Origin of the sequence: Chryseolinea soli (genome assembly GCF_003589925.1) — a bacterium.
GTDB lineage: Bacteria > Bacteroidota > Bacteroidia > Cytophagales > Cyclobacteriaceae > Chryseolinea > Chryseolinea soli.
In genome coordinates this window covers 4,206,151-4,219,172 of sequence record NZ_CP032382.1, presented here as the reverse complement: position 1 = coordinate 4,219,172, position 13,022 = coordinate 4,206,151, and the positions used below count along the sequence as shown (strand labels likewise).

Here is a 13,022-nt window from a genome sequence, read left to right as displayed (position 1 = left end):
AAACCGCATTTGTTCAGAATCGCGCCCGCCGCGAGGGTTGCCGGAAGGAGGCCGTTTCTATCAGCCAGCCTCCCCGGCAACGCCCGAATCATACCTAACCCAGGTACCGTTCTTTAGCAGACCAACCGTTTTGATTTCTTTCGATTTCACAAACGATTGAAATTCGTCATGACAAATTTGGGCCGTAAAGGCGCGGAGGAGGGTATGAAAATGTTGCGGATTACTTCCCGTGGCGTTAACCGGGGGGATGAAATGTTTCAGGAGACAGGGTAATTTGTTAACGCCGCACGGCGAAAAGCCCGGAGCGGGCAGAAAAAAGGCGTTCAGGAGTCATCCTAAACCTGTGGTCAATAACAATCCAAACTCAATGTTTATAGACTTGGGGGAAGTCGTTGTTCATTCCCACGAGCAGGGTTTTACCATCCAGGAGGATCATGCGGCGGGCATCGCCGCGAAGGCAAAGGCCGGTTTCTAACGGGTCGGCTGCGCGGAAATGGCCGTGGCCATCGCCCAACAATGCGGTACCAAAATTTCCAGTCGCTTTGCCAAAACGCGACCGCGTGCGCGAAAGGTTGCCGCCGGTCACGAGATCGCCGTGGCCGTCGCCGTTAACATCCAGAAAGGCCAGGGCCAGTACGGGAGCAAATTGAATTTGGATGGGCAGTGATCGCCTCACGAAGCCTGCGCCCGTGTTTTCAAACCAACTGGTTTCGAAAGTGACGGCCTCAAACATCTGCCCTTTCTTCAAATCTTCCGGTGTGAGCATGGTTTGAAGCGTGGCCTGCGTGTACCGGCCATAGTCGGGGAATTTCTTTTTGAAGGATGGCACCTGATCGGTCAATTCATCACGCGTGGGCATGGGATAGGATTTTCCACCGATGAAATAGCTCATCAGCGGGTCGATGGAGCCGTTGTTATCGAGATCCAAAGCAAACAACGAGACCGGTTGTCCCGGAGTGGCTTTGAATTGATTGTTCATTCCAAAATTTCCAATCACCAGGTCTTTGTCACCGTCACCATCGAGGTCTTCCATCAGGATGCGATTCCACCAGCCTTCGGTTTTCTCTTTAATATAGAGCGCTGACTGGTCTTTCAGTTTTCCTTTGTCATTCAGATACACCTTCACCGGCATCCACTCCCCTACTACAATAAGGTCTGCCCACTCATCGCGGTTCACATCCAGCCATGTTGCGTCCGTTACCATGCCCGGGCGGATGAGGTCGGGTGCTATCGTTGGGGTGTGCTCGGAAAAATTTCCTTTGCCGTCATTCAACAATACATAGCTGCGTGGAGCTTCGGGATAACGGCCTGGAATTATTCTTCCTCCTACAAACAGGTCGAGATCGCCGTCGTGGTCAATGTCGGCAGGCCTGGCGCAAGAACCGCTGTTGAGCATCCGTGGCAAGGCTACATCTTTGAAATTTCCTTTTCCATCATTCCGATACAGATGATCGCCTAGGGCGACGTCGGTAGTATCATATTCATAGCCGCCGCTCACAACATAGAGGTCCTGGTCGCCATCGTTGTCCATGTCGAAGAAAACAGCATCTGTATTTTCAGATTGGTCATCCTTCCAGGTTTGTGATTTCGCTGCAAAGGTTCCGTCCTTGTGCTGAAGAAAGACGGCGCTGCGTTGTCCTTTTGCTCCCCCTGCAAATACATCGGCCAGGCCGTCGCCATTAATATCGGCGGAAGCCAATGCCGGTCCTTCCGTTGAATACATGCGGGGCAGCAGGGATTGCACTTTAAAATCGATGTAGTCATTCTCCTTGTGCCGGAAGGGAATGGCATTTTCAACCTTCGTGAACCATGCTGGCGTTGAGATCTTTTTTTCTTCTTCTTGCACGGCGGCATCCTTTTGTTGCAACACCAACACGCGGTCGGCCGTCACGTTTGTTAACTTTTGCTGTTCTCCCTTCGGCCAGTCCACCACGAGTGAATCGATCGTTGACAGCTTGCCCAATCCAAAAAACAACATCGGCTCCACCGAGGACTGAAAGCCACGATAAGGACACATCGTTCGTTTCAAGGTTTGGCCTCCGGCAAACACCGTCACGGTGCTACCCAACCCTGCGGTGTTCTTGTCGTTTCCCTGCAAGCGAATGTTGAGATAATGATTTTGCAGGGTACTGCCCGCATCGTTGCGGTAGATGCCGGCCGTTTCATCGAGGTTATTCATCACCAGATCCAGATCACCGTCGTTGTCGAGATCGGCATAAGCAGTTCCGTTGGTCAGATTTTTTGGTGCAAAGCCCCAGGCGTCGCTCAGGTCCTCAAATTGGATTCCGTTCGTATTATGGAACATGTAATTGTGCTCCTTGCTCGAGGGCATTTTATTGAGCACATCTTGCAACGTGGCATCGCGTTGTCCTTTCTGTGCTTTGATGGCCAGATCGATCTTGTAGCGAAGAAAATCGTTGCTGGTGAAATTGCGTTTGAAGCCATTGGAGATAAACAAGTCCTGCCACCCGTCGTTGTCATAGTCGGCAATGAGCGCCGACCAGCTCCAGTCGGTATTGGAGATGCCGGCCAGTTGCCCGATCTCGGAAAACGTACCGTCACCGTTGTTGAGGTGCAGCATGTTGCGCATGTACTGATGGTGTCGCCCGCTTTTCACCATGGCGGCGTAGACGTCGTAGCGATCGGGCCAAAAGAATTCCTTTTGGCGTTGATTGTTGTCGGGCAACATGTCCAGCGTGACCAGGTCGAGGCGGCCGTCGTTGTTCACATCGGCCATGTCTACGCCCATGGAAAATTGCGACATGTGGGTGAGCAGGCTGTCGCTCACTTCGTTGAAGAAACGGCCGTGGTCGTTCAAAAGCACGTTGTCTTTTTCGGTGTAGTCGTTTGAAGTGTAGAGATCGGGCCAGCCATCGGCGTTCAAGTCCCCATACACAATGCCCAATCCATAGTTAGAGGCGGGGCCATAGATCCCCATCACATCGCTCACATCGACAAACTTTTGGTTGTCGTTGCGAAATAACTTGTTCCCTACATACGGCACGCGTGTGGTCTTGTAGCGCTGGGTGATGTCGTACGAATTGGAGATGGTGAGCCGCGAGTGATTGAGCAGAAACATGTCGAGGTCTCCGTCGCGATCGTAATCCAGGAAGGCGGCCTGGGTTGAATAGGAGTTATCGTCCAGACCGAATTCCTTGGCTTTGTTGGTGAAGGTGAGGTTCCCGTTGTTGATGTACAGCGCATTTTGCCGGAGCATTTCATGCTGCGGTCCGGAACGACACACATAAATATCCAGGTATCCGTCGGCGTTGATATCCACCATGGCTACGCCGGTCTTCCAACCGCTTTTGGCTGTCACGCCGGCTTTTTCGGTGATGTCTTCGAAGGTGAAATTCCCTTTGTTCAGGTAAAGTTTGTTTTCTCCTTGATTGGATGAGAAATACAAGTCGACATATCCATCGTTGTTAATATCGCCCACGGCTACGCCGCCCCCGTTATAAAAATATTCGTAGGCGAGAATGTGTTGCCCCTCCCCTTCATGGTTCAGGTTGGAGAATGAGACACCGGTTTGTTCCGGTTCCAGCTTCTGGAAAAGGGTCTTCTTGGTTTCGGAAGCAGGCTTGCTACAGGAAAGCAACCCGGAGAGTGCCGCGGCAAGGACGATGTAGGTTCGCATGCTGGTCATGAAGCGGTACGCCAAGTCCCCTAGGTTACAATGGCATAGGCCATGGCGGAAGCAATAAATATATAGAGAATAATCTCGAGGACGAGCATGAAGCGGGAAAGTTTCTTCTTGTGATTGTCGACCGGCATGATGGTGGCTCCGAGGTAAATTTCTTCAAAGCTACACGCCGGCCCCTCCCGGCACGGTTATCAAATCGTAACAATATGGGTTTGAAATGTTGCGTGACCCAAAATTTCACAGCGCAGAACGTTAACCCATAGGGTTGCAAATGTTAAGTCAGCCTGCCGCGGGCGCCGGACCATTCTTTTTTGTGGCTACGTAAGCGGACGGAAGCATCCCGAACTCGTCCTTGAAATATTTGGCAAAATACTTCGGGCTGTTGAAGCCCACCTTATAGGCCACCTCCGAAATGGTGAGCTGGCTTTTCTCCAGCAGTTGCGCCGACCGTTGCAGGCGAATGGTGCGGATAAACTCCAGGGGCGCTTTTCCCGTAAGGGCCAACAGCTTTTTATACAGGTGCACCCGGCTCATCCCCAGCTCGCGACTCAGGTCCTCCACGGAAAAGTCGGGGTTCTCCAATTGATCTTCCACCGCCTTGATGGCATTCTTGATCAGTTTCTCGTCCAGCGAGGTGATGTTGATGTCGGTGGCCTTGACCTCGATCTGCTTGCGAAACTCCTTGTGGAACAATTCCCGCTGATGGATCAGGTTGCGGATACGCGACTGTAGAATTTCGAAGTTAAAAGGCTTCGTCACGTAGTCGTCGGCGCCGATCTCGAAGCCTTCCATTTTTTGTTCCTCGTTGGTGCGTGCCGTCAGCAACACGACGGGCGTGTGTGAAACAGCGGGATCGTTTTTGATCTTCTTGCACAACTCGATCCCGTTCATCACCGGCATCATCACATCGCTCACCACCAGGTCGGGTAGATGCTGCACAACTTTTTCCCAGCCTTCGCTGCCGTTGCGGGCCTCCAGGATCTGGTATTGTCCTTTCAAATTGTCTTTCAGATAGAACCGGAAATCCTCGTTGTCCTCCACCAACAGCAGCACCGGTTTTTTGAGTTGGGGTGACTGGCTATCGGGGGCAACCCACGCCGTCGCGGGTTGGCTTAGTGTGGTCTCTTCCCATTGCGGCTGAGCATCCTGTACGCCTTCGCCCGAGATCTCAACGACGGGGATCCTCACCGTAAAGCAGCTTCCTTCGTTTGGTGCGCTCTCCACCGTGATGGTGCCGTTGTGGGCTTTCACAAACTCCCGCGTGATGGACAGTCCAATACCACTTCCCTGGTTCACCATCGTGCGCGGCAGGTCATTTTGGAAAAACCGCTCGAAGATCTTTTCGTGTTTTTCGGCCGACACGCCAATGCCTGTGTCCTTCACTTTTATTTCCATCCATTTCGACTCGTCTTCCTGCACGCGCAACGCCATGGCCACATCCACCTTGCCCCCCTCGGGTGTAAATTTGAAGGCGTTCGATAAAAGGTTGAACAGGATCTTCTCCAGTTTGTCTTTATCAAACACGGTCTCCAAAGAAGGCACCGCGGTATGGAAAGCGAGTTCGATATTTTTCTTTTCCGACAAATCGGAAAACGAAAGCGTCGCTTCTTTCACAAACGCCACGATGTCGCCTTCGGAACTGTTCAGTTTCACTTCCTGCACCTCCAGGCGACGAAAATCAAGAAGTTGATTCACGAGGTTGAGCAAACGGCGGGCATTGCGGTGGATGAGTTGAAATTGTCCGCGTTGCTCGTCGTCCCTGGTGGTCTTCAGCAAGCGCTCCAGCGGGGTTAGGATGAGCGTGAGCGGTGTTCGGAATTCATGGCTTACGTTGGTGAAGAATTTTATCTTCATCATGTCCAATTCATGAAGCTGTTGCGCTTCCTGCCGTTCCTTTTCAATCCGGTATTTCATACGCTCGCGCTCCAGGATGAGCTGACGCGAAAGCAACAACGCGCCCAGGATGATAAACACATAGAGTACAAAGGCCGTCTTTGTTTTCCAGAAGGGCGGCAGCACGACGATCTTCAGTCGCGCCGGCTTTTCGTTCCAGACACCCTCGTTGTTGGATGCTGTCACGAGAAACGTGTAGTCGCCTGGATCCAGGTTGGTGTAGGTCACTTTGCGTTGCGTGCCGTCGGTGGTGAGCCAATCTTTGCTGAAGCCTTCCAGCTTGTATTTGTATTGACTCTTTTGAGGATGGAAATAGTTGAGCGCCACGAATTCGAGGGAGAATACATTGTCGTTGTGGGGCAGTGTGATCGTCTCTGTCTCGCCGATGGATCGCTCCAGGATCACTTGCTTGTGAAGCGTCTCCCCGATCTTCACGCTTTTGTTGAAAATCTGCAAATCGGTGAGGATGACCTTGGGAATGTTTTTGTTGACACCGATCTCATCCGGGCGGAAAAGGTTGAAGCCGTTCGATCCCCCGAAAACAAGTTCACCCTGTGGGGTTTCTCCCACAGCGTTGTCATTGAATTGCCGGCCTTGCAATCCATCCGACTCATCGTAGTTCTTGCAGGAAATTTTTATGGCCTGCGAGACGGAGTCATAGCCTATGACAACATTGGAAAGTCCATGTGGTGTGCTCACCCACAAATTCCGCTGGCGATCTTCCACCAATGTAAGAATGGAATTATGGGGCAAGCCATCTTCTTCCGTAAAATGTTTGAACGTTTTGGTGCGTGCATCGAAAACATTGAGCCCGCCGTGCGTTCCAACCCAAATCAACCCGCGGCTGTCCTGCAGCAGGAAAAGCACGCTGTTGTTGCTCAAACTGCCGGGGTCTTTCGCATCATTGAGGTAGTGCAGTATTTTGCCGGTAGATTTTTCCATGACATCGATGCCATAACCGGTGCCCACCCACAAATTGCCATCCCTGTCCTCCATCAACGCCGGGACGTAGGTGGAGTGAACGGAATTTTCACCGATCGGGTAGTGATGGAATTTTTGGGTTTGTTGATCGAACCGCTCAAGCCCCTGGTTTAATGTGCCGATCCAAAGTTGATGTTGCCGGTCTTCCAAAATCTCCCACACATTGTCATCGGCAAGGCTCGACGGATTGTCGGGATCATGTTTGTAGCGCGTGAACTTTACACCGTCGAACATGTTGAGGCCGCCGAAGTAGGTGCCGATCCATAATTTCTTATCATGCCCCATCCGCAGACTCACGATCACATTGTTGCTGATGCTTTGCGGGTTGCTGGGGTTATGAAGGTATTGCGTAAACCGGTTTCGTTCACGGTCAAAAAAAATGAGGCCGCCGCCGTTGGTGCCGATCCACAAGTTGCCTTTCTCGTCGCTCACAAATGCGTTGATGTCATCAAAGGGTAAACTCGTCGCGCCGGGAGCATGCCGGTAGAGGTTGAAGCGGATAATGTTTTCGTGGTAATAGTCCACGCCTTGTTTAAAAGTGCCAATCCAGATAATACCCTCGTAATCCTTGTACATGGTATTGATACTGTTCTGACTCAGGCTCTTTTCATCGGAGGGATCGGTGAACAGGTAGGTGACCTGCTGCTCTTTTTTATGGATCAGGTTGATGCCCCCATGATCGGTCGCCACCCAGATCACCCCCTTGTTGTCTTGCACGATGCCCCGCACAATGCTGGTCTTCAATCGCAGCGGCGATGAACGGTCGTCGATGTGAACAAAAGTTTTCCCGTCGTTGGCAAAATGAAAGATCCCCCGGTTGCTGTCGGCCATAAAGATCCACACGTCGCCGTCGGCGTCCACGGTGATGACATATCGCTGGTCGTCGCTCTTCAGAAAGTTGTGCAATGCAAAACTGCGATACGTAACGGCGCCTGTTTTTGTGTCCGCCCTTTCCACGATGCCGTTCTTGTGCACGAGCCAGAGATTTCCATGGGTGTCGTCGGCCAGGGATGCAATGTGATTGGTGGCGATCGAGGTGGTATCGGCTTCTTTGTGAAAGAGCGGGGTCAGGGTTTGGGTGGTCGCCTGGAATTTGAAAAGCCCCAGGGTGTTGTGTACAAACCAGAAATTCCCCTGGCTGTCTTTGCGAATATCGTTGATGGTGCCGTTGGGAATGCCGAAGCGGTTAAGGTAGACGCTGGGGTTATGATGAAAGGTTTCGGTTGCGGGATCATACACATCGATGCCGGTCCAGGTAGCGATCCAGATCCTGCCATCGGGGTCCTCAAACATTTTGTTGATATCGCTGTTGCGGATGGAGGTGGTGTCGCCCGCAGTGTTGCGGAAGACTTTGATGGCGTAGCCGTCGTAGCGATTCAATCCCGAAAGGGTGCCAAACCACACAAAACCGCGGCTGTCTTTGAGAAAGCACTTGATCTGGTTGTGGGACAGCCCTTGGTTCACGTTGACGTGCGAAAACTTGTATTGCTCCGTTTGCGCACAAATCTCCTCAAAATCGCATACGAGGATCGACAGAATCAGGAACAGGTGTAGTCTCTTCTTCACAAGTGGAAGAAAAGTAGGAAAAATCTTTCGGATAATCACGCGCTTGTTGCGCGACGGTTGCCGCGTGAAGTTGGGATGGCCAATAAAAGCAGGCTTAGGATGATCGGCTACAATTTTACCCGCTCCATTTTCGGCGCCAGCAAATGCATCATCCCCCAGGCTAACAAATAACCAAAACCGCAAATGACAAACAAAATGTTATACCCGATCGTGATGTTGCCCGCCGCTTTATAATGGTCCAGCAAATTTCCCACGAGCAACGGAAAAAGCATGCCGCCAATCGATCCGGCCATACCCCCGATGCCCACAACAGAACTCACCGCATTTTTTGGAAACATGTCCGACACCGTCGTAAATACGTTGGCACTCCAGGCCTGGTGTGCCGCTGCAGCCAAGCTGATGAGGGCGACAGCAATCCACACGTTGCCCGCAAATTGCGCAGTCATGATGGGGACCACACACAAAGCAAAAAATAACATCGACGCCTTACGCGCTTTGAACACCGCCCAACCTCGGCGGATCAAATAGGAAGACAGATAACCGCCACCAATGCTCCCCAACGTCGTCGCTGTGTAAACGATGACCAGTTGCAGGTTCGGCTTCTTCAGATCGATCTGGTAGGCTTCGGAAAAATAAGAGGGCAACCAAAAGAGAAAGAACCACCAGATCGGATCGGTCAGCAATTTACCAAACACAAAGGCCCAGGTCTGACGGATCCCCAGCAGCGTCTTCCACGACGGCGAGGCGATGTTTGCCTCGGCCTTCTCATCCACATCGCTGTGGATGTACTCAAACTCTTCCGTCGACAATCGCTTTTGCCTGGAAGGAATTTCATAAAAAATAATCCAAAAAATCAGCCAGATAAATCCCAAGGCGCCTGTCCAGACAAACGCCTGACGCCATCCATACATGCCCAATATCCAGGGAACCATCACTGGCGCCACAACGGCCCCGATATTGGAACCGGAATTAAAAATACCGGTGGCAAAGGCGCGCTCCTTTTTTGGAAACCATTCGGCCGTGGCCTTGATGGCGGTTGGAAAATTTCCTGCTTCACTGATGCCGAGAAACGCACGCACCGCGCCAAACCCCAGCGTTGTATTCACCAGCGCGTGCAACATGGCGGCGATGCTCCAGAACACCACCGAAACAATATACCCCATCTTTGTCCCGATCGCGTCGACGATCTTTCCAAACAGCAACAGACCCAACGCATAGGCTGCACTGAAGGCCATCACGATGTTGCTGTAGTCCGTCTCCGACCAACCAAAGTCCTGCTCCAGCGTTGGCTTCAGCAACCCGATCACCTGACGGTCGATGTAATTGATGGTCGTGGCGAAGAACAGCAGGGCACAGATCACCCAGCGGTATTTGCCTACAGGTTGGGACAGGTTTTGCACAATAAATAATTTAAGGGAAAGAAGTTTATTTTCGTATCGCCTTCACCAGGCGCAAGGTCTCTTCCACGCGTTGTTTCAACAAAGGCCAATTCCGTTGTTGAAGTATATCTTTTGTAAACAGTTGAGAACCCATACCCACGCACATGGCACCTGCCTTGAACCAGGAAGAAAGGCTTGCCTCGGTGGGTTCCACGCCGCCCGTGATCATGAGCTGCAGATCCGGCACAACGGGCATGATCGACGACACAAAGTTCGGACCTAACACCGATCCCGGAAAAATTTTTATGACCTCGGCACCCAGCTGCTTCGCATTCACAATCTCCGTAGCGGTGGCACAGCCGGGGATCCACAGCATGTCGTGAGCGTGGCAGACTTCGGCCATCTCGGGTTTCATGATAGGAGAAATGATGAAGTGTGCGCCTGCATCGATGAAACGCTTGGTGGTTGGTCCATCCATCACCGTGCCAATGCCGAGCATGAGATCGGGGTACTTCTCGCGGGCACTCAACAAATGTGAAAACACTTCGAAAGAATTTTTCTTACGGTTTGTAAACTCAAACACGCGAACGCCACCGGCATAGGAGGCTTCGATCACTTCCTGTGCATCTTTGGGATCGTCGTGCGTGAACAACGGGACCATGCCCGATGCTTTTATAGTCTCCACTATCTTTTGCTTGCTGAATGTCATGCGCGTTATCGTAAAAGTTTTCCAATATTTTCACCCTTCATCAGTGTCTCCACCTCTTCGACGGACACCAGGTTCACATCGCCTTCAATGCTGTGTTTGAGCGCCGTGGCCGCCGCGGCAAACTCCACGGTTTGTTCGTCGGTCTTGCCGGTGAGCCAGCCATAAATAAGACCGGCCATGAACGCATCGCCTCCTCCTACCCGGTCAACGATGTGGGTGAGCGCATAGGTTTTGGAGGTGCTCAAGGTCTTGCCATTCCAGATCACTGCCGAGACGTTGTTGTGCGATGAGCTGATCGACTCCCGGTAGGTGCACGACACCTTTTGGATGTTGGGGTATTGCTTCATCGCGTGGTGGCTGACTTCTTCAAAGGTCTTGCCGCTCACGCCGATGCAGTTCTCAAAATCGGTGATGCCGGCCACTACCCGATCGGTGAGCTGAATGAGTTCGGGCATTATATCGCGGGCGGTCTTGCCGTATTGCCACAAGTTGCGCCGGTAGTTGATGTCGCCGGAGATCATCACACCGTGTTTGCGCGCGGACACCAGGGCCTCGCGACACACGGTGGCAGCACCCTCCGAGATGGCGGGTGTGATGCCGGTCCAGTGAAACCAGGCGGCGTCTTTCATAATACTGTCCCAGTCTACACTCCCCGGGGCAATGTGGGCAAAGGCGGAGTCGAAGCGATCATAAATGATACGCGACGAGCGTTGCATGGCACCGTTCTCGAGAAAATAGAGACCCATTCGCTCGTCGCCGTAAAGGATGTGGCGGGTATCCACGCCGTTGCGCTGCAGGGTTTGGGTGGCTGCTTTACCCAGGTCATTGCTGGGAAAGCGCGTGACGTGCGCCGCTTCAAATCCAAAATTGCGCATCGATACCGCCACGTTTGCCTCCGAACCGGCATACATCGCATCAAAACTTTTCGCTTGTGTAAACCGGGCGAACCCCGGCGCAGAAAGCCGCAGCATGATCTCCCCAAAAGTGACTATCTTTTTCTTCATCGTTACCTATATTTTTACCGCCTCACCTTCGCCAAAGCTTCAGCGAAGTAGGACGCATCTCCTTGCTCGCCGAAGCTTTTAGCGAAGGCGAAGCGTTTTAAGATCTTTAGGCTCCAGGAACCGCCTTGTTCAAGCGGCTGCTCTCATAACACAATTCAATCAACCGGATGACATCGCGCGACTCCTCCGGCTTCACCGCCAACGCCTTTCCTTCCCGCACCGCCTCGTATACATTCTGATAGAATCCCAGATAGTTACCCGGCACGGTTTCCACAGCACCCTCCACATGAAGTGATCCGATGCTCGTATTCAGCGTCCCCCACCATTCTTTCCCCTCTATAGCCCATGACGTAGATTTCGGGCTCTTACCCTCTTTTAAAGCTTGTTCTTGCAGATCAATTCCATATTTCACAAAAGAACCGTCCACGCCATGCAAAATATACCGTGGCCCAGGCTCCCGCACGAGGTAACTGGATTTCACAATGGCATGAAAACCATCGTACTGCAGGCGTATATCATAATAATCGTCCACTTTTCCACCCGGGCGCTGTGTGCCGATGCGGGCATCTACCATCTTGGGCATGCCGAACATGACCAGCACCTGGTCCAGCATGTGTGAGCCCAGATTGTAGAGAATCCCTTTTCCCGGGCCGGCCTCTTCTTTCCACGTGTTGGGTTCGATGTAATTGCGGAAGCGGTCATAGTGCAACTCGATCTCCACGATCTTTCCCACAAGCTTGTTATCGATCACCCGCTTTAGCGTGAGGTAATCTCCATCCCATCGCCGGCTTTGAAAAACCGTGAGGGTCTTGCCTACCTTTTTTGCCAAGGCGATGAGGCTGTCGGCTTCCGGGGTGGTGACGGTGAAAGGTTTCTCCACGATCACGTGCTTGCCGGCTTCCAAAGCTTTGGCCGCATAGGGTTGATGCGTATCGTTGGGGGTGTTCACCACGACCAGCTCAATACTCTTGTCGTTGATCACCTCGTCCAACTGGCGTACGATCTTCACGTTGGGGTACAGGTCCTTGGCACGCGTGGAACTGCGCTGCAAGACGGTGGTGAGGTTAAATCCGGAATGGGCGTTTATTAAAGGGGCATGAAAAACTTCCCCCGACATGCCGAAGGAAAGGAGTGCAGTGTTGATGGGAGTCATTTGAGAATATTCAGGGGTTTTACCGTGGCCTGAATTTTACGAATACTTTTCAATAATGCTATAAGATTCTGTTCAATGGCTTTCCAGTTTTTTTCGGCGATCAGGTCTTTGGTAAAAAGCAGGGCGTTCAATTTCACGGCCATCGCCCCGGACTCGAACCATTTCATCAACTCGGCGTCGCGCAGATCGGCTATGCCGGATGGTATGAATTGCAAGTCGGTGAACTGGCGTGCCACCGTGGCGACAAATTCAGGACCCAGCACGTTGCCTGGCGACACGTTGATGACCTCTGCGCCCAGCGCTTTTGCTTTTTCTATTTCCGGTACTGCGGAGCATCCGGGCATCCAGAGGATGTCGTGGCGTTGGCACACTTCGCCCATGTCGGGGCGCAGAAAAGGCGATGCTATAAAACTTGCACCGGAGTGAATGTAGCGCTCCGTCATGGTGGCATCCAGCACCGTGCCCACGCCGAGCATGAGCCCGGGAAATTTATCGAGGCGCTCTACGAGGTATTCGAAATAGCGCAGGCCTTTGTTGTCGCGCTGGTGCATAAACTCGAAAGCGCGAATGCCACAGGCATAACTCACCGACACGCTGCGGAGCAACATGTCTACGTCGTGGTGAAAGTAGACCGGGACCAGGCCCGTTGCCCGGATATTGATAATCGCATCTTTCTTGCTTACTGACATTCTGG

At 52.3% G+C, this 13,022-nt stretch carries 7 protein-coding genes; all 7 read right to left on the bottom strand.

Annotated features, from left to right (window positions below):
* Nucleotides 1–364: 364 nt before the first annotated feature.
* On the bottom strand, nt 365–3,661 hold the full coding sequence (locus D4L85_RS18045) for a VCBS repeat-containing protein (RefSeq protein WP_228450523.1): 3,297 nt from the start codon (nt 3,659–3,661) through the stop codon (nt 365–367).
* Nucleotides 3,662–3,922: 261 nt separating this feature from the next.
* Nucleotides 3,923–8,083, bottom strand: a complete 4,161-nt coding sequence (locus tag D4L85_RS18040) for a hybrid sensor histidine kinase/response regulator transcription factor (protein ID WP_119755609.1) — start codon at nt 8,081–8,083, stop codon at nt 3,923–3,925.
* Nucleotides 8,084–8,190: 107 nt separating this feature from the next.
* Complete coding sequence (locus D4L85_RS18035; protein ID WP_119758842.1) at nt 8,191–9,474, bottom strand: MFS transporter; 1,284 nt, start codon at nt 9,472–9,474, stop codon at nt 8,191–8,193.
* 34 nt (nt 9,475–9,508) lie between these two features.
* Entirely contained in the window at nt 9,509–10,171 is a 663-nt protein-coding gene (locus D4L85_RS18030; RefSeq protein WP_119755608.1) for a beta/alpha barrel domain-containing protein, read from the bottom strand.
* 5 nt (nt 10,172–10,176) lie between these two features.
* A complete protein-coding gene (locus D4L85_RS18025) occupies nt 10,177–11,175 on the bottom strand; it encodes a sugar kinase (protein ID WP_119755607.1) in 999 nt (332 codons plus the stop codon).
* A 106-nt stretch (nt 11,176–11,281) separates the two neighbouring features.
* Nucleotides 11,282–12,328 carry a Gfo/Idh/MocA family oxidoreductase gene (locus D4L85_RS18020; protein WP_119755606.1) on the bottom strand — a complete coding sequence of 349 codons (1,047 nt, stop codon included), beginning with the start codon at nt 12,326–12,328 and terminating at the stop codon, nt 11,282–11,284.
* Nucleotides 12,325–13,017 (bottom strand): bifunctional 4-hydroxy-2-oxoglutarate aldolase/2-dehydro-3-deoxy-phosphogluconate aldolase, encoded by a 693-nt coding sequence (locus tag D4L85_RS18015; protein ID WP_119755605.1) that lies wholly within the window; start codon nt 13,015–13,017, stop codon nt 12,325–12,327. The genes D4L85_RS18020 and D4L85_RS18015 overlap by 4 nt, the downstream gene beginning before the upstream one ends.
* Nucleotides 13,018–13,022 lie beyond the last annotated feature (5 nt).